14 protein-coding genes are annotated in these 19,826 nt (G+C 39.1%); 5 read left to right on the top strand and 9 right to left on the bottom strand.

Annotated features, from left to right (window positions below; genetic code table 11):
• Positions 1-190: 190 nt before the first annotated feature.
• A complete protein-coding gene (locus tag EDD57_RS11360) occupies positions 191-1,132 on the top strand; it encodes an alpha/beta hydrolase (RefSeq protein WP_243649526.1) in 942 nt (313 codons plus the stop codon).
• A gap of 63 nt (positions 1,133-1,195) precedes the next feature.
• Here EDD57_RS11360 and EDD57_RS11355 read toward each other — a convergent pair whose 3' ends face one another.
• From EDD57_RS11355 to trhO, 5 genes are all read right to left on the bottom strand, one after another.
• A complete protein-coding gene (locus EDD57_RS11355) occupies positions 1,196-3,469 on the bottom strand; it encodes an immune inhibitor A domain-containing protein (RefSeq protein ID WP_165873783.1) in 2,274 nt (757 codons plus the stop codon).
• A gap of 150 nt (positions 3,470-3,619) precedes the next feature.
• Positions 3,620-5,347: a N,N-dimethylformamidase beta subunit family domain-containing protein gene (locus tag EDD57_RS11350; protein WP_131849560.1), complete on the bottom strand. Its 1,728-nt coding sequence runs from the start codon at positions 5,345-5,347 to the stop codon at positions 3,620-3,622.
• Between the two features lie 223 nt (positions 5,348-5,570).
• Positions 5,571-7,019 (bottom strand): SulP family inorganic anion transporter, encoded by a 1,449-nt coding sequence (locus EDD57_RS11345; protein WP_131849559.1) that lies wholly within the window; start codon positions 7,017-7,019, stop codon positions 5,571-5,573.
• Between the two features lie 137 nt (positions 7,020-7,156).
• The gene (locus EDD57_RS11340; protein WP_131849558.1) at positions 7,157-9,436 is read right to left on the bottom strand and encodes an immune inhibitor A domain-containing protein; all 2,280 of its coding nucleotides are present in this window, start codon (positions 9,434-9,436) and stop codon (positions 7,157-7,159) included.
• 211 nt (positions 9,437-9,647) lie between these two features.
• Entirely contained in the window at positions 9,648-10,538 is an 891-nt protein-coding gene (gene trhO, locus EDD57_RS11335; RefSeq protein ID WP_131849571.1) for an oxygen-dependent tRNA uridine(34) hydroxylase TrhO, read from the bottom strand.
• A gap of 147 nt (positions 10,539-10,685) precedes the next feature.
• Here trhO and EDD57_RS11330 point away from each other — a divergent pair, with 147 nt between their 5' ends.
• Positions 10,686-11,930 (top strand): NAD(P)/FAD-dependent oxidoreductase, encoded by a 1,245-nt coding sequence (locus EDD57_RS11330; RefSeq protein ID WP_165873782.1) that lies wholly within the window; start codon positions 10,686-10,688, stop codon positions 11,928-11,930.
• Positions 11,931-11,990: 60 nt separating this feature from the next.
• Here EDD57_RS11330 and EDD57_RS11325 read toward each other — a convergent pair whose 3' ends face one another.
• Complete coding sequence (locus tag EDD57_RS11325) at positions 11,991-13,580, bottom strand: right-handed parallel beta-helix repeat-containing protein (RefSeq protein WP_131849556.1); 1,590 nt, start codon at positions 13,578-13,580, stop codon at positions 11,991-11,993.
• A gap of 141 nt (positions 13,581-13,721) precedes the next feature.
• Between EDD57_RS11325 and EDD57_RS11320 the strand changes: the two genes are divergently transcribed.
• Positions 13,722-14,204: a GyrI-like domain-containing protein gene (locus tag EDD57_RS11320; RefSeq protein WP_165873781.1), complete on the top strand. Its 483-nt coding sequence runs from the start codon at positions 13,722-13,724 to the stop codon at positions 14,202-14,204.
• A 414-nt stretch (positions 14,205-14,618) separates the two neighbouring features.
• Here EDD57_RS11320 and EDD57_RS11315 read toward each other — a convergent pair whose 3' ends face one another.
• Complete coding sequence (locus EDD57_RS11315; RefSeq protein ID WP_243649525.1) at positions 14,619-16,223, bottom strand: bifunctional metallophosphatase/5'-nucleotidase; 1,605 nt, start codon at positions 16,221-16,223, stop codon at positions 14,619-14,621.
• Positions 16,224-16,497: 274 nt separating this feature from the next.
• On the opposite strand from EDD57_RS11315, the gene EDD57_RS11310 reads away from it, so the two are divergent.
• Positions 16,498-16,818, top strand: a complete 321-nt coding sequence (locus tag EDD57_RS11310) for a DUF485 domain-containing protein (RefSeq protein WP_207896826.1) — start codon at positions 16,498-16,500, stop codon at positions 16,816-16,818.
• Positions 16,819-18,315, top strand: a complete 1,497-nt coding sequence (locus tag EDD57_RS11305; RefSeq protein WP_131849553.1) for a solute symporter family protein — start codon at positions 16,819-16,821, stop codon at positions 18,313-18,315.
• A 94-nt stretch (positions 18,316-18,409) separates the two neighbouring features.
• Here EDD57_RS11305 and EDD57_RS11300 read toward each other — a convergent pair whose 3' ends face one another.
• Positions 18,410-18,598 carry a hypothetical protein gene (locus EDD57_RS11300; RefSeq protein WP_131849552.1) on the bottom strand — a complete coding sequence of 63 codons (189 nt, stop codon included), beginning with the start codon at positions 18,596-18,598 and terminating at the stop codon, positions 18,410-18,412.
• Positions 18,591-19,487 (bottom strand): GAF domain-containing protein, encoded by an 897-nt coding sequence (locus EDD57_RS11295; protein WP_131849551.1) that lies wholly within the window; start codon positions 19,485-19,487, stop codon positions 18,591-18,593. Before EDD57_RS11295 ends, EDD57_RS11300 begins: the two co-directional genes overlap by 8 nt.
• Positions 19,488-19,826: the final 339 nt, after the last annotated feature.

The following is a 19,826-nucleotide window of genomic DNA, read 5'->3' as shown; positions in this document are numbered from 1 at the left end:
TTTATTTTACAAAATTTAATTTTGCACAATACAAAACACATAGGAGGAACGATTTATGCAAAACCGATCGATTCCAAAAGCGGCAAAAATGGGCATATTAGTTACGGGAGCGATTTTTGCTTTAGTAGCTTGTTCAAATGCTACAGGGAAAACAGATAACCAAAATTCGAAAGAAAAGAGTGAGAAGAAAATGGAAAAAGTGGTACTAGAACCAAAAGCTCAGGAGTTTGCAGATGCAACTAAGAATCCACCTTATTTATTTGATTTAGGTCCAGTTAAAGGTAGAGAAACAGTAGATCAGGTACAATCCGGTAATATTAAAAAAACAGAAGTGGATATGGAAGATATCACTATACCGGTAGGGTCATCATCGGAAAAAGTATCTGTGCGTATTGTAAAACCAAAAAATGCTCCTAAAGACCTTCCAGTTATTTTATATACACATGGTGCTGGCTGGGTATTTGGAAACGCACATACCCATGATCGCCTTATTCGTGAACTAGCTGTCGGATCACAATCAGCTGTTGTTTTTACAAACTACAGTCTTTCTCCAGAAGCTAAATATCCGAAAGCCATCGAAGAAGTTTATTCTGCACTAAACTGGGTTAGCAAAAATGGTAAGGATAAAGGTATGAATCCTGATAAAATCTCGGTTGCCGGAGATAGTGTAGGTGGAAACATGTCAGCTGCTATCACATTAATGGCAAAGGAAAGAAAAGGTCCAAAGATCCAGAAACAACTTCTATTCTATCCAGTAACAGATGCTTCCTTCGAGACAGAGTCATATAAACAATTTAAAGAGGGATACTTCTTGCGCCAAGACGCTATGAAGTGGTTCTGGAACCAATATACAACAAGTGAAAAAGATCGTAATGAGATTACAGCATCACCTTTACGTGCTACAACTGAACAACTTAAGGGATTACCAGAGGCATTAGTCATCACAGCTGAGGCAGATGTATTGCGTGATGAAGGAGAAGCTTATGCTAACAAGCTTCGAGAAGCTGGAGTGAAAGTTACTTCTGTACGTTTCCAAGGAGCCATTCATGATTTTGTTATGCTGAATGCTTTAGCGGATACAGAGGCGGCTAAAGGCGCTATGAAACTTGCCAACTCTTGGTTAAAAGAATAGTAGTACAGAAAATAAAAGAACCCGATTTTTCGCTAACAGTGAAAAATCGGGTTCTTTTCAACGTCATTTTGATTTAGAAAGCTCAATAAGAGCAGTTCGCCCTCTATCAAATGTATCTTTAACCGTTATCTTCAAGCCGTTTTTAGGTAGTTTTTTCCCAGCTTCAGGCTTGTACGGACTTGTGTAATCGTTTCCATCAAAGAAGGTACGAACACTAGATTGAGAAGGGTATTTCATTGCATAGGCTGGATATTTGATATCAATGGGCGATGTTTTCGTAAGGCCAAAAGCTGAGTCAGCTAGTTGGATCCCTGTTTGTGCCGCATTGCCATTATCCCAATAAAATCCTTGTTGATGCGAGTCAACCACCCCAAGGAATCCTTCGCCTGGATGTTTTCCAGTCATATTATCTTCGCCATAACGTCCATCATAATACCACACAACCATACCTGGATCATATCGAAGAAGGCTTTCGTGACGACGGATATGGGCTAATCCCTTGTCTACTCCGTTATGAGTACGCCACTCAATCAAGTAGTAGTTAGGGAAGGGAGTAGGGGAGCCATCAAATGTTTTAAAACCTTGTAATGTAAAAGTAGGGGTACCTTCCACATCATCTTGAAATACATTGTTACCATTTGCCATTACACGAATATTGTCCACAAAAAATCCTTCTTGGGCAATGGCGATATCGGTTACATAATTAAATTCAAGCTTAACCTTCTTACCAACGAAGGCGGCTAGATCCAACTGCTCATTTTGCCATTTTCCATTCGTTCCTGTATAGGTTTTGATGTTAACAGGAGTAGTAGAGCCTTCAGCATAAGCGTTTACATAGATATAATCGTAATCTACTTCCAGATCCCACCAGGCATCAAAAGAGAGATTCGCAGTGGTAGCGCCTGTCAAATCAATCTCAGGAGAGGTCATTTTGGTATTGATAAAATCCCCTTTTGTAGAGAAGTAGGACAATTCCCCTAAAGGTTGTGTTGCTGCCTCCTTGTTCACATCAGGCAAGTCAACCTTTAGTAGCTTTCCGTATTTTCCGTTCTTTACAGCTTCATCTAGCTCCAACGTCATTTTTCTCTTCCCTAATTTCTTGAGATCTACTACCTTTGGAACAGGCCAATTGCCTCCAAACGTCTCATGGAAGTATAACTTTGCCCATGCACTTAAACCGGGAGGCTCCATCCCTAATGTCCGTCCAGCCCAACTTCCAAGCGACATAGCAGACCAATATTCAACAGGGGACCCCGAACCTGTTGAACCTGTATCGTATTCATCAGGGAGACCAATGTTATGTCCATATTCGTGAGCAAACACACCTACTGCACCATCTTCAGGTTGGATAATGTAATCATAAGCCTTTAAACTACTACCTGGGATCGGAACAGGTTTATCAGCGATAACAGAGCGGTGAGACCAAATAGCATCTCCACCCAGCGATCCACCACCCGCTTCTTCACCAGTACCCGAGTGGACAATGAAGAGTGCATCTAGGATGCCATCTGGCTCCATTACATTTCCATCTCCATCTTGATCATACGGATCCCGAACATCGTACTTTGCTTCGTTCCCTTTGATTTGTTTCCCTACACTTTCGAGAGTCTCTACAACCAGTGCCCGTGGGTTCACATCTTTGTCATTTCCTTGATGTCCTCCGTAATAAGCAGCTTCATGTTTAGACTGCATCCACGGAGTTACGGTGCCATTTACATCCCAAAAACCAGATGATTGTTGCATATAGTACTGACGGAAGGAAAGGAGCTTCTCGCCTTTATCATTCTTAAAACCATTTGAGTTAAAAAGTAGGTCCTGATAATGTTTTTGGTTAAAATCTTTTACCCAAAAATCAAACTGAGAATCAGGTTGAATCTGATTGTGTTTAAAATTAGGGAATTCAATTAAAGCAACCACACCGTTTTCTTTATGTTTCGTAGGTTTAGAAGGGGAAGGGGTGTCAGACTCTGTGAAGTTCGCAATCTCTTTCGAGCTACGCTGAAAACTTGCTTTCTTCCCTTTTTCCGCTCTTTTACCAAACTTAGAGGTAACATCTAAACCGTCTGTCTCAGCAAATGGTATCTTTCCATTCTGAACATACTCTTTAACAGCTTTTTCAATTTCCTTTTGAGAAGCACTTTCTTTGATTTTGCCTTGTTTCTTAAGGGCGCGGACTAGCCTGTCCTGATTGATAATAGACCAATCAATATGGTCTGTATCCGCAAGAGCCTTCTTAGTTGTCGCATGGACATCAGACTGAAGTGATGGTGTGATAAATGCCGTTCCAACCAGTAATGAAGTAGAGAGTAGGGCGATTATTGATTTGCTATGCTTCACCATAGCCCCTCCTTATATATAATAGATCCAATTACATTTTTATTATAATTCAAATATATTTGTATTATCAATAAATTTTGAAATAAAAATAAGATAGTTGCCTTTAGAATTCCTTGGCAACTATCTTATTTTTATTTATATACTGGTAAACTATTTTAATCCATTATTACTTAGAAAACGATCTAGAACATTTTTTACTATTTTAGATAGAATGGGATCCACAATTAAGCTACTACCAAACGCAATGGAACCTACAGAGAAGACTCCTCCACCTTTAGGATGATCGTAGTAAATCATCTCAGCGCCTTGCTTCTTTTTTGGATTTGCTCCCTTAGCTAGGAGTATCGTATTTTTTGGGGTGAACTCATCCATAATATCTGTCTCATGACCGGAAGCTCCCCCAAGCAATCCTTTTTCTCCCACTAAATCTCCATTTTTTAATCCTGTATTAGCGAAAATCCAATGATCTGCATTTTTAATCTTATATGGATAAAACATATTCGTAGCAGGCCCGTTAAATCGTACACCTAACACTCCGGATTCTGTACGATTTAAATCTCTCCATAATCCACCCCGTTCACCATTTAATAGATGATGTGCCCCATCTTTTTTTACTTCCATCCAGTTTTCCTTAATTACTGTTTTCCAGTAGCATCCGTTCCCAGACAGATAGATCACATTCCCGCCATGGTCCAGAAATTGTTCCAATGCATCATACATCTCTTTCGTCCAATATTCGCCATGAGTATTAATAATCAACGTCCCAAAGTCGTTTAGTAGATGAGGCTGATGATGTAAATCCCAGTCTGAAATCAGGCTGTAGGGGAAATGATTTTTCTCTAGCCAAGCTAAAATACATTTTTCTCCGCTTGTAAGATGTGTTACCAGTCCTACAGGTGTCGCCGAAGGGTTTGGACGTTGGGTGCTAATTAATTGAGCCGAATCCGATGGCTTAATATGATCGGGTGCGGAGTACCAGTAAAGGGAAGCGCCTCCCCATGAGTTATAAGCCTGCCATGTATTAGTTGACGAGAGAATGGCAATTCGCTTGTTTTTAGGCCTACTTACATAAGAAGTATCTCGTAAGTTAAATGATACATGGAACTCTTTTCCAGATGAATCATAAAGTCTTGCTCCATACAAACCCGTCTGCCAATCTAGAGGGATTTGAAACACATGGCTTGTTTCCCAATTCGCGCCGTTTCGATATGCATAGAGATCATAGTTTTGTTTCGTTCCTGAAACGTTCTTAATCTGGTGAACAAGTTTTTCCTCAGCACCATAGCGAATAAAATCAATTGAAAAGGAGGGGAGGGGAGAATGAACTTTTAATTCTATTTTCTCTCCTGGATTATATGTGACAAAAGATGTATATCCTTCTATATCATGTTTATTCTCTACAATCGGAGCAGCACTAAATTCAAATTCCATTTCAATAGGCCGAATTTGTTTAGGATGTTTACTTTGGACATCTACATAAATAGGGCTGCCGGCGAATAGTTCAGGAGAGATGTTTATTTTCACGATTGATATCTCTTCGCTACCTTTATCGGTTTCGACTTGAACCTTTGATATAGGAATCACTTCAGTAATCGGATTATTATTTTCTCCACAAGGGATATTGATATCTTTATCAATGATGATATTGATGGATAGTGCCTTTGGTAATGGATTTTTATACTTAATTTTTAATACCGATTGCATGGCTTTCGTAATTTGTACTGAATCATAGTTTATTCTTTTACCTAGTGGATGTTTCTTCATATATCTTTTTACTAATTCAGAACGTCCTAGTATATCTGATGCAGGGAGGACAGATAGCGAAAGAGTGGTGACGACAACTTGTATAGACTTTTTTAAAAATTCTCTTCGATTCATAAGTCACTTCCTAGTTGGGTATTTAACGTTGGAGTACCCATATTAACCTTATCCAAACGATTTTTAGCGTACATTATGTTAACATACTGAGACGATTACTAATACGAAAGAATATTTCCAAATAACAAAATCAGATTTAGTACTAATCTACCAAAAAGTTTACAATCTAATTCAACAGTAAAAGGGAGCAACTTTTTTAGTTACTCCCTTTTGTTTATTTCAGTTATACAGGTGCATCCTTGGAAACAGCCAACTTATCGACTAGCCTTTTACTCGTTGCATTTAGGTTTCGGATCTCTACGGTGTTATGATTTTCACGAAGCTTAATGACCACTCTATCAATTGCACCTACCGCCGAGTCATCCCAGACTTGGGAGTGGGTAAAGTCGATTACGATGTGTGTATGTTGTACAGTAAGATCAAATGACTTTAAGAAACTGTCAACAGAAGCAAAAAAGAGTTGCCCCTCAGCCGCGTACTGGATATCAGAATCAGATTGTTGCTTGGTTACCTTCATCCTAGATATTTTAGACACAAAGAATATGGCACTTAAAATAACCCCTGCGATAACTCCTTTTGACAAATCATGTGTATAGACTACAATCGCTACTGTTACTAACATTACGATTGAATCACTTTTTGGAGCTTTTATTAAATAAGAGAAAGAATTCCAGTCAAAAGCCCCAATGGACACCATAATCATAATTCCCACGAGAACAGCCATTGGTATCTGTATTACGATATCACCTAGAGCAATGATTAGAAACATTAAACCCATACCAGCTACAAAGGTCGAAAGTCTACTACGCCCTCCAGATTTCACATTAATCACAGATTGCCCAATCATCGCACACCCCGCCATACCTCCAAAGAATCCTGTAATGATATTAGCAATCCCTTGTCCACGAGCTTCTCTATTTTTATTACTATCCGTATCCGTCATGTTATCTACAATCGATGCGGTTAACAGTGTTTCTAACAACCCTACAATGGCTAATGCAAGAGAATAGGGGAAAATAATAGCTAATGTATCCATATTAAAAGGAACATCAGGTATAAAAAAAGGGGGTAAAGATTGCTTCATAGTACCTAAGTCCCCAACAGTTCGCAAGTCCACATCACTAAATATAGCAACGGTTGTGAGTAAAATGATGGCAATAAGGGGGGAAGGAATGGACTTTATAAACCGTGGAATCACATATATCATGAGCAGTGTAATCCCAACGAAAATATAGGTCATGTTAGAAATGCCAATAAAATGAGGAACTTGGGCCATAAAGATTAAGATAGCTAGTGCATTGACAAACCCCATCATAACAGCACGTGGAATAAACTTCATCAACCTGGCTACTTTACATACACCAAATAAGATTTGAATGATCCCCGTCAGTATAGTTGCTGCTAGTAAATAGTTTAGCCCATGCTCTTTCACTAACGGTACCATGAGTAGTGCCATCGCTCCTGTTGCTGCCGAAATCATTCCCGGTCTTCCCCCAACAAATGAAATGGTGACAGCAATACAAAAGGATGCGTATAGCCCAACCATGGGGTCTACACCTGCTATAATAGAGAAAGCAATTGCTTCTGGAATAAGTGCTAATGCAACCAAGATTCCAGAAAGTACATCCGCTCTTACATTGGAAAACCATTCTTTTCTCAATTTTTCTACCACTTTCATTGCACCTTTCATTCTAAAGTTCAATAATATTAGTCTATCGACACTTTTCGTACAAAAGAACTAAATTATTTGCTTTAGCTGAACTGAAAAAGAGAGTACCGCTAGAATTAGCAGTACTCTCTTTTTCATGCTTATTTTGTTTTTGAAATCTCAATTACAGCACTTCGTCCTTTGTCTGTCGACTTCTTCACGGTTACTTTCAAACCATTTCTTGGTAGGATCTTACCTGATTCCGGACTAGCTGGACTTGCATAGTTATAACGATCATCGAAGGTACGAATGCCAGCTTGGGAAGCGTACTTCATCGCATAAGTTGGATACTTGATATCAATAGGAGATGTTTTGGTTGAACCAAAAGCGGCATCTGCTAACTGGAAGCGTGTAGGAGCTACGGTTCCATTATCCCAGTAAAGTCCATTTTGATGCGAGTCAACGACTCCAAGGAACCCTTCGCCTGGATGTTTCCCAGTCATGTTATCTTCACCGTAACGACCATCATAATACCATACAACCATGCCTGGATCGTACTTCAAGATGCTGTCCGAACGACGGATATTTGCAAGCCCTTGATCCACTCCGTTATGGGTACGCCATTCGATCAAGTAATAGTTAGGGAATGGGGTAGGAGCACCATCAAATGTTTTAAAACCTTCCATCTTAAATGATGGGGTTCCTTCTACATCATCTTGGAATACATTCTTTCCGTCTGCGGTCACTAGAATGTTATCTACAACAAAACCTTCCAGCGCTAACCCTACATCCGTTACATAGTTAAACTCAACTTTAATCTTTTTACCAACAAAATCCTTTAGATCAAGTTGTTCGTTTTCCCATTTTCCGTTGGATCCTGTATAGGTTTTGATGTTAACAGGGGTAGTGGAGCCGTCAGCATACACGTTTACATAGAGGTAATCGTAATCTTGCTCAATATCTCTCCAAGAATCAAAGCTAAGTTTTGATTCTGTGGCACCGGTTAGATCAATTTCAGGTGATGTCATTTTGGTGTTCAATGAGTCACCCTTTGTTGAGAAGTAAGCCAATTTACCCGTAGGCTTTGTTATTGCTGGCTTTTCAACATCAGGTAAGTTTACTTTGATAAGCTTACCTTTCTTACCATCTTTCACTGCTTCATCGAGCTTAAATTTCTTTTTCTTCTTGCCTAACTTATTCAAGTCAACTACTTTTGGAGCTGGCCAATTCCCACCAAATGTTTCGTGGAAATAAAGTTTAGCCCATGGACTAAATCCTGTTGGCTCTGTGCCTAGTACTTTACCAGTCCAGCTACCATTGGACATAATTGACCAAGCTTCTACAGGAGATCCAGATCCGGAATAAGCAGTATCGTATTCATCAGGCAAGCCAATATTATGACCATATTCGTGTGCAAAGACACCTACTGCACCATCTTCTGGTTGAATAATATAATCGAATGCTTTTAGATTGGTACCTGGGATCTCAACAGGTTTGTCAGAGATAACAGAGCGATGGGACCAGATGGCGTTTTCACCTAATTCACCACCACCTGCTTCTTCACCAGTACCGGAGTGAACGATGAAGAGTGCATCTAGAATACCATCTGGCTCCATTACGTTTCCATCTTTATCTAGATCGTATGGATCACGAACATCGTATTTTGCTTCGTTCCCTTTGATCTGTTGCCCTACAGTCTCCAAGGTTTCTTTTACAAGAGAACGTGGGTCAGCATCCTTTGCCGCGCCTTTATGTCCACCATAGAAAGCTGCTTCATTTTTTGCTTGGATCCATGGGGTTACGGTACCATCTACATCCCAAAATCCAGATGATTGTTCAAGGTAGTATTGGCGGAAGGAGATGTACTTCTTACCTGTATCCGTTTTGAAACCATTAGCATTAAAGAGTAAATTCTGATAATGCTTTTGATCAAAATCTTTTACCCAGAAGTCATGGGGAGAATCTTGTTTGATTTGATTATGTTTAAAATTCGGAAATTCAATTAAAGCAACAACACCGTTTTCTTGATGTTGCGATTTTTTAGAATTCGAATCTAAACGGATGTTGTCTGATTCTTGTAGGTTATCAACTTCTTTTACGGCTTTCTGTTGATTTCCTTCTTTCCCTTTCTTTGCATCCTTACCAAATTTGGATCTGGTATCAAGGCCATCCGTTTTAGCAAAAGGAGTTTCGCCTTTTTTGACAAACTGCTCAACCGCTGCTTCAATCTCTTTCTGAGAAGCACTTTCTTTGATTTTGCCTTGTTCTTTCAGTGCACGAATCAACTTATCTTGATTGACAACAGACCAATCAATATGACCATCCGTAGAGGTATCTTTCGGGATAGCATTTACATTCGTTTGAAGTGCTGGGGTTGCAAATGATGTAGCTACGAGGAATGAGGTAGTGAGTAATGCAACGACCGATTTCTTGGTCTTCAATATAGAGCACTCCTTCTTTAACCCAGTAATATACTAAGATTAGCAATATACCAAGATTAGTAATTATTTTAATACTATATTATTATAGGGTGGAGTTAAATTATTATCAATAGAAATTCTTATAATTTTAATGTTCAAAAACAAGAAAAATCAACCAAATTAATAAATAAAAAACAAAACCCCAGTCCAGAAGAGGAGAAGGGGTTTTGTTTTAATGATGATCTGTCTTGCATGCAGAAGAACAGTATCCTTGAGATTCTTCCAAGCACCGAGGACAAACGATATGACGTTTATCGCATACGGTGTTTCGGCAGTTTATATATTGATCTGATTTCTCTCCACAATGATGACAAGTTGTGATGACGGTTGGGTGAACATGGTTAATCGGAACGGAGATTCGATCATCAAAAACATAACAAGATCCTTCAAACAGGTCACCTTGAACCTCTGGATCCTTACCATAGGTGACAATCCCGCCATCTAACTGAACTACATCTTGAAAGCCTTCTTGTAATAAAAAGCCTGATAGTTTCTCACAACGAATTCCACCCGTACAATAGGTGAGAATCTTTTTATCTTTGAATTCATGTAAGTTCTCACGAACCCACTTGGGAAACTCTCGCGTAGTTTGCAATTCAGGGCGGATAGCTCCACGAAAATGCCCTAAATCGTACTCATAATCATTACGACCATCAATGATAATTACATCATCCTGTTGCAGTAATTGATGAAATTCTTTTGGAGATACATGTTTCCCTGTAACTTGATTTGGATCGATATCGATCTCAGGATCTAAGTTCCAAGCAACAAGTTCTTTCCTCGGACGAACATGCATTTTTTTGAAGGCATGTCCAACATGGGGGTCGATTTTAAATTGCATATTCGAGAAAAGAGGATGGGATTTCATATATTCCATATAACGCTCGATATTTTCCTTTGTCCCTGATACTGTGCCATTAATTCCCTCGTGAGAGACTAAAATTCGTCCCTTTAGATGGATTCTTTTGCAAAAATATAAGTGTTCTTTGGAAAATTGCTCTGGACTTTCAATCGGTACATATTGATAATAGAGTATAACCTGATAAGGTTCCTTGGGATTTATGTTAGACATTCTCATCACCTGCTTTTTTAAAGTACAACTATATATGGTGACATAATTTCACAAGAATCTCAATGACCTCATTTAATTTCTTCTTTTATGCATTATATCTTACATTTCTGTCGAAACTGAGTAGTAGGAGTGATGGAGATGCGATATGTAGCAGGTAATTGCCTTTGGACTGCTCAGACAACAATTCCCAAACAATATTCATATCTAACAACTGATCTTCAAACAGAAGTTGTTATCGTAGGCGGGGGGCTTGCAGGAGCAATCACAGCCTATCAATTTGCAAAAGCCGGAATCCAGACTGTATTAGTCGAAAGGACGATTATTGGGTATCTAAGTACTAGAGCTTCGACATCGATTCTCCAATATGAAATAGATACCAATATGGTGCAGTTGCAGAGTATGTATGGAATTGATGCGGCAGTTCGATCCTTTCAATTGTGTTTTGACGCTGTATCTGATCTGGAAAAGGTTATTCAAACTCTTGATGATGACTGTGAATTCTCTCGTTCACCTTGCCTTTATTATTCACCAAAAAAGAATGATGTACGTTGGTTAGAGAGAGAATTCAATCTTCGGAGAAAGCATGGGTTTCCTGTAGAATGGATTCAATCAGAACAAGACAATGAACGCTTTTCTTTTCCGATCGCTGGAGGGATTTTATCTACTGATGGAGCCGGAACGGTAAATCCGTACAGGCTTACTCACGCTTTGCTTCGAGAAGCAGAGAAAGCAGGAGCAAAGATTTATGAGAATACAGATATAGACAAAATTTATGACGAGCCCTCCAATGGTCAAACGAAAGTAACTACTCAACACGGCTTCCATATAACAGCCAAAAAAATTGTTATCTGTACAGGGTATGAGGCTAAGAACTTGATTCGCGGACAACGATTGGGGTCATTAGCACGTACTTTTAACATTGTCACCAAGCCTTATCCAGAGGTTCCTGGCTGGTATGATAGATGCATCATACGTGATACTGATGAACCTTATACATATGTTAGGAGTACAAATGATCAACGGATTATCATCGGCGGAGAAGATGTAAATGCGGGTGGTGTGAGTAGTAAAATATCTAATCTAGATGATGAAGATCCATTGGTTGAACAGCAGTATAATCGACTGTTGGCCAAGCTTCAAGAACTCTTTCCTCAATTACAGGTACAGCCTTCTGATATTGAATTCCAATACCATGCACTTTTTAATAACACTAAAGATGGACTTCCTTTTATCGGTCAAGTGGACTACTATCCAAATTGTTATTTTAACTTGGGGTATGGAAGTAATGGAATTCTCTCTGTGTTAACCGGCTCTAAATTGTTACTTGATCTATATCAGGGGAAAAAGAGTCCTGACTTGGATCTGTTTCATTTTCAGCGATAACATGATTAAACAAATCACCCGCTAATGCTTCATGCACAGCAGGGTGATTTGTTTTTGTTTTTATGGGATGTGAGGAAGAGGGGAGAACTCTTTATTATCGATAAATATATTCCGAACAGCTCCGGCTGATTTTTTGTTAGTCATTTGGATCTTATGATTGGAAAATCGCAATTTAGGGGAACGGATAATCGTTACGTCTTCTATCTGAAGATAAGAAAAATCCCCCTGATTCAATTCAATAAACTGCTGTTCAATTCCCTCGCAGTGAATGTGAGAAATTTGGAACCTCTTTGAACGACCGTAGTTAAAGAAGAGAGCTGAACAACAGTTTCGAACAACTGTGTTACTTATATGGATTTGGCAGTCATCGCAATTGGGATAATCACCTGCTGGAGATTGAAAAGCGATACCCCTCCGGTAGCCTTCAATCGTACAGTTCGTAATTTGAGCATCCGTTTGAGCGGGGTATAAGCGAATCCCGGCGTTTGATAACTTCGATAACCCTTTTTCACTTCCTGAGCGGTATCGAATCTTACAGCCTTCGATTAACACTTCTTTACAAGGGGAGTAGAAGTGAATCCCGGCGTTACCAAAACCGAAATTGATAATTTCACAATCGCGAATTCGAAAGCCATAAAAAGTTAGTTGTAGGGGAGAGGACTTATCAGGATTTCCTGAACTAATTGCCTGTGAATCGGCTGCAATTCCTGTTCCGGCTGAATTGATAGCTCGGCAATTTTGGATTGTAATATCTGAGCTATAACCATTATGACTAAGCAAGAAAGAGGCTCCAGCAGCACAAACATCTACTACATTATCGATCAAAGCTTCACAGGAGCCTTCTAAGTCGACTGAGTGACGCATTCCGCATGTATACCCATCCCGTACGGTAATGCCATTGCAACCACCAAAAAATTGAACTCCATAACCCTGGCCGCCGCCAACTACTTGAGGATCTGTAAATTCAAAGCCTTCTACACGTGTTTGGATTGCTTTTCGTACCTGTATCCCAGACCCGGCACCCCTTGTTCCTTGTATATTCATAATCTGAAGGTTGCGAACATAGTTAGCATATATGCCTCTTCCGCAAGTAGACCCTTCTAACATTCGATATCGAAAGCCATCTATTTTTACATTTTCTACTGGATTTACTTTATATACATTCACACCAGATGGGGCAAGGGACTTGGGTAAACGTATATAATCTCGAAGCCATATCGTATTATTTTCCACGAAAAAGACCTCATGTACTTCTGTGTTTAAATCTGTGTGGTTATCCTTAAATCGTACAGAATCATCTGTTACAACAATCATATCCCCAGGCTGTATATTGCTTGGCTTCATAGAAAGAGTTATTTTCTGGTCTCGTCGATTTGCCGGTTCGAGTAGTTGATAGGAGAGATCATCTCGGGTTCCTTCAATGATAAAGATATCTTCGTTGCACTTTGTAGGGATGAATTCTACAACTCCCGCACACCGGATATGAATAGATTTCTGAATGAGTAGTGAATCGAGATAATAGGTTCCACTTGGAACGATTAATTCACCACCATCTCGAAGCAATGAAATAGCTCGTTGGAATCTGCCTAGATCATTTTGTTCAAGAGGAGATTTGTCCATCTTACTGATTGAGATTCGAGCAACTTTCAAGATTCTCACCTCCAAAAAATCCTAATACTAAAAATATGTATACCACCGTGCTATTAGTATAAAATGGAAAATAGAAATATCTGCTCATTTTTCTTGGATGCATTGTATTCCGATCCATATAAGAGAGGGGCTTTTGGTATCATGGAACCAAAGGTAACGAACAAGGAAGAAATATTAGTTGTAGGAATCGCTACAACAACAAATAACGAGAAAGAACTCTCTAACACTGGGGAAATCTCAAAGCTATGGAGTCGTTTCTACACAGAGGAAATCTTTCATGTAATTATTAATCAAGCTGCTCCAACAGAGGTATTAGGTGTATATACTCAGTATACAACCGGGGCTTCAGGTGATTATTTGATGTTGATCGGGCAGCAAGTTTCTAACACGAATCAAACTGATGATAAATTAGTGCAGATTAAAATTCCAGCATCCAAATATTTGGTTTTCACTTCGAAACAAGGTCCTGTTGCTCAAGTGGTACCAGAAACTTGGAATATGATTTGGCAATGGTTTGAGGAGCATGATAGTAAGAGGGCCTTTACGGGAGACTTTGAGTTATATGATGAAAGAGGGAAGAATCCTGAACAAGCTATTGTTGATATCTATATATCAATTAAATAGCTCTAAATAAGGTTACAAAACAAATATTTTGTAACCTTATTTAGTAAACAGAGAGCGAAGTCTTATTCTAGACAAAAACTTTCATTTTATATGTGATTGGTTCTACTTCTCATTAGATAAAGTTAACTATAGTTTTGAGAAATTAGTAGGATTTTGGCGAAACGGAGAATTAACTGACTCCATGATCGAAGGGTCTCTACGAAAAACGATATCTTTTCCGTTTTGGTCAATCAAAAGGATTGAAATCCTTTTGTCGTCTTTTTCGAAGTAGAGTTCGTGCCTTGGAGGCAACACATCCTCTATCGTTTCACCCGAAACTAAATGATTTAAGTGTGTTTGGTCCTAAAACTAAATAAAACAACGTTACAAAACACGGGGTAACTCATCTAATCTCGATAAGTTACCCCGTGAAAATCAGTTTCCTTTGATAATACGCCCTTCTATTTTTGCATGAAATGGTTGTGGTAATTGTTTTACATACTCTACCAGACCATCTAAATCCGTAGGCCCTACTGTTCGATGGGTCCCTTTTCCAAATTCGGTAAATGCATCTCCTCCAGTTGCAAGGAAATTATTGGTCGTCACGGTATACTCTTTTGCTAAGTCAATCTCTATCCCGTCTGATTTTTTCAAATCATATACGCGATCATTTACAGGACGAGCACTATCCCATTTATAAGTCAAACCACTAATTTGCAACATTCGAACACGATCTGGATCTTGGAACTGTTGATTGAGCACCCTTCTTACCTGCTCCCCGGTAAGTTTCATCGATACGAGATCGTTACCAAATGGCTGGATGGTAAAAAGATCTCCCCATGTAACCTTTCCTGCTGGCATATCTGCGCGAATACCTCCTGGATTCATAAAACCAAAATCCGTCGACATTTTCCAGCGCTGTGAATCTGCGATAAAGTTTCCGAGTGCTGACTCACCAGAGGCGTTTTCTGCTCTTGTAATGATTCCTGAAGACTGCGCTACCTCTCTACTAATAATCGGAGCTACTTTGGCTTTCGCTTTTTCCACGATCTCATGTGTACGAGCATCAGGAGTTATACCTTCATGATAGGTATAAACGATCTCAGAAGATTTTTTTACAACGTCTTTCGTTCTCTTATCAACCACTACATCCACATCAGCAAAAGCACTTCCATAGCTACCCGCTTGTACAACCATCTTACCATCCACTGTTCCGTTTAGATATGTATGACTGTGGCCAGCGAATACAACATCTACTTCAGGATCGAGCTTTTGAGTAATATCTGTAATCGGTCCCGTGATCTTACCCGTAGTAGTATCTTGTAATCCACCTTCATGCGCTAAAACCATAATCGCTTTGACATCTTGTTTCTTTAGTTCCTTTACTTGCTGGTTTACAGCTTCTGCTTCATCCGTGAAGATTACATCTTTTACCCCTTCTGGTGTTACAACACTCGGGGTCGTCTTCGTAACAACTCCGATAAATCCAATCTTTACTCCTTCCACTACCTTAATTGCATGTGGAGGAAGAATCGGTTTCTTTGTCTTCTTGTCTAATACATTGGCTACGATATACGGGAAGTTTGCCCCTTTAAAGAATCCTGTCTTGGGGTGATATCCTCCATCAATCATTCGCTTCAACTCTGTTAAACCCTCATCAAACTCATGATTTCCAACTGTGCCCACGTCAAAGTTCAACTTGTTTAGGATATCGATGGTCGGTTCGTCTTGTAATAAAGCAGATGCTGGAGAACTTGCTCCTACCACATCTCCAGCATGGACAAGAAGTGTATTCTTGTTTTGTGCTTCGCGTTGTTTGAGGTGTGCAGCTAAGTATTCAGCAGTACCTGTCGCTTTATCATTTGCTTTCCCGGACTTATCAATCTGCCCATGAAAATCATTGATACTGAGAATTTGCAAATGGAGATTCGGATCGCCAGCCTCTACATCCACTCCCCTATCAAAACCTGTTAGTAAACTAGCTGAAATAAGTACACCAGCCATAAATCCGACTGAAGTACACTTGATCGGATATTTCAAAAAACTCACCTCTCCTTTATATTCTTATAATTGCAATCCATTCACTTTATCCACCATTTTGACTGCAACGTTTTCATTTTAGCAACAAAAGTAATTATTTTCTATATAGTTTCTAATTAATTGAAGAAAGAATAAAGTAGATAGAAACTACCCTCTTATTTCTATTCATTAAAATAATATAAAACATAGTAAAAATATAAATAAAAAATAGAAATATTTATTTATGCATGATATATTATATATATACGTAATTAAATCTCAAGGAGGAATCCCGTTGGAGCCGAAACACTCTGATCAATGGAAGCAAATTGCTAGCTCATCGGAATTTATCAAGCTAATGAAAAGGAGGAAAAGATTTCAGTTTTTTTCCACAATATTTTTTGTTATGTATTACTTTGCACTCCCCGTACTAGCAGGTTATACAGGTTTATTAAACACAAGAATTTTTGGTTCAATAAATGGAATTTATCTTTTTGCCCTTTCTCAATTTTTTATGGCATGGATTCTTGCATTTATCTATGTGCGACACGCCAATCAACTTGATCAAACGATTGAACAAATCAAAAAAGATCTACCAAAGGAGGCTTTATCCTAGATGGCATTTCTCTTTTTTTCGATCATAGTCCTTATAACGTTGCTTATTACCTACTGGGCATCTAAACGTACAAGCACTACAGCCGACTTCTACGTAGCAGGAAAATCAATCTCAGGTTGGCAAAATGGCATTGCAATCGCAGGCGATTATATGAGTGCAGCTAGCTTCTTGGGGATTGCTGGGATTATTGCTTTATATGGATTCGATGGTTTCATGTACTCTGTGGGTTGGTTAGTTGCTTATCTGGTGGTACTCATTATAGTAGCTGAACCCTTGAGAAATACAGGTCAATATACTCTCGCTGATATGCTAGCTTATCGGATGAGCAGAAAGCCTGTGCGTGCAGTAGCCGCTCTTAGTACGATTACCATTTCTACTTTCTATATGATTGCCCAATTAGTTGGAGCTGGTGGGATTATTAAGCTTCTACTTGGCTTAGACTATGAATTATCTATCATTATTATCGGTGTACTGATGATCTTATATGTTGTGTTTGGAGGCATGTTAGCAACTACCTGGGTACAAATCATTAAAGCTGTGCTTCTTATGGCGGGCACAGCAATTTTAAGCTTTCTTGTTTTAAGTAAGTTTAACTTTAGTGTAGTAGAGATGTTTAACCAAGTTTCAGAACGATATGGTCAAACTTTTCTAGAGCCAGGAAAGCTATACAAAAATCCACTTGATAATATTTCCTTAGGTTTAGCCCTGCTTGCAGGGACTGCTGGCTTGCCGCATATTTTAATTCGATTCTATACAGTCCCTACCGCAAGAGAGGCCAGAAAATCAGTAGTGTGGGCCATGCTGATTATTGGAGCTTTTTATATTATGACTACATTTTTAGGATTTGGAGCTGCCTTGCTTGTAGGTCAAGACAAGATTACATTAGCAGATAAATCAGGTAACATGTCTGCACCATTGCTGGCAGAAGCTCTTGGTGGAACCTATTTCCTCGCATTCATTTCAGCAGTTGCTTTTGCGACGATCCTGGCTGTAGTTGCTGGATTAGTCATCTCAGCAGCTGGAGCATTTGCCCATGACTTCTATGCAAATGTGTTACGTAATGGTAAAGCAACCGAATCTGAACAGATAAAGGTTGCCAGATATGGTTCTGTCGGGGTAGGAATTATCTCTATTATCTTAGCTCTTTTGTGCAAAAACCAAAACGTAGCGTTTCTAGTCGCACTTGCCTTTGCTGTAGCAGCTAGTGCCAACTTACCAGTAATTATTTTTAGTCTATTTTGGAAGCGCTTTAATACTTGTGGAGCAGTAACTGGTATGCTGACAGGCTTACTCAGCTCCATCATCTTAGTGATTATTAGTCCTAATGTGATGGAAGCTAGTGCTATTTTCCCTCTCAAAAATCCAGCCCTCCTTTCCGTCCCTCTGGGTTTCATAGGTGCCATTTTAGGTACGCTTTTATCAAAAGATACAACATCTGAGGAGTCATACACAGAATTGTATGTAAGGGCCAATACGGGTATTGGTATGAAAGATTAGACTAAACTTCGCCCAATGATCAATGAAGTACATAAAATAAGCCAGTCGTTATTTCAACGACTGGCTTATTTTATAATACCTAAACCTACTTTTGTCAGCTTTCCCGATCAACTTTATCATTTTTGATCCACTTGAGAAATTTCTCCTTAATTTTCATACGCTCATGATCAAACCAACCATTTTTCATCTGCTCCATCAGTTGTTTTTTGGTGATTTCTCCGTTGCGATATAATCTACTTAATTCATGACGGACATTTTGAGATAGATGTTCAAAATCATCCATGTAGTGCCCCCCTGTTCTTTAGATCTGCATAGATGAGAGGGTATAATAGATAACTAAATAAAACAGCTCTCTCGATCTCTATTTGTTCATATGCATGAACTTCTCTGCCCGTCAGGGACATAACTCCAATTCGTTTGCTTTTATCAGGACCTGCATGAATGGGGATACATAGCAGACTACGGTATTGCTTCGTTATGAGTTCAATTCTCTCGTACTCGATCGAATCTTGTTCGGTGTCCGGAATATAATAGATCTTGTTAGTCCTCCAGCATCGTCCTGCTGCACTCCCATCAATGATAGGCTCATACTCTTTTACTCGGGGAGAATGTCCACTAGAATGTACGTAATGACTCAATTTCTCTGCTGAATGGGGATGCTGTACATGAATCACAATCCTTGGGTTTTTCTCACGGAACCCTTTCAAACTATTAATGAGGTAGTCTAATAAATAATCAAATGTATCATCCCGATTTTCTTCAAATTCGTTTGCAGCTGCTATCGCGGCTGCTACCTCTTGCGCAGCGTACATGACTTGGCTTGTAAAGTAAGTTTCGTCATCATACTTACTATCGAGCTCCGTAAATAAATTCTGGATTTCCGTTAGCTTTTTTGATTGCTCTTGGATCACCTGCGTATATTGAGCATTCTCGCCTTTTACCACCGTTAATTGTTCCTCTAACTCCATTTTTATTTTTTCCGTTTCCTCAATTGAATCCTGATCGATAATCTTCCTTCCAAACCAGTCAATATCCCCCCTAGCTAAGCGGTAAAAGTAAATCAGAACAATGACCATTAAAGTACCTGCTACTAAAAAAGACAAAAAATCGAAGAACCAACCCCCATTTTCATCAAGGGTTTTAAAAAATTCAAAAATGGCATCCCAGTTCATCGTGTCACTACCCCTTTCAAAGGAGAAACAGGTAACAAATGGTATTTTAAATTAAATATTCCCTATTTTCTTAAAAAATAACACGAAAAATATAGAGATAATTTCGCTATCATATAGCATATGTGAAGGAGCATACGATTGTATGGTGTAGTGAATTAGAGGAGTGAAAAAATATACATTTCATATAGTTATACAATGTGGTGAGAAGCTAAATGGTTTAAATAGCCATCTTTGAAGATGGCTATTTCAGACCGCAGACAAAGTCTATTTTATAGACAAGGTTTGCGGTCTTTTTTGTCGAATTCTAATTATATAGAATCGACTACATGGAGGGATAGC

Origin of the sequence: Baia soyae, from assembly GCF_004341445.1 — a bacterium.
Classification (GTDB): Bacteria; Bacillota; Bacilli; order Thermoactinomycetales; family Thermoactinomycetaceae; genus Baia; species Baia soyae.
The sequence above is the reverse complement of the archived record's forward strand: the minus strand, read 5'-3'. Positions and strand labels throughout refer to the sequence as shown.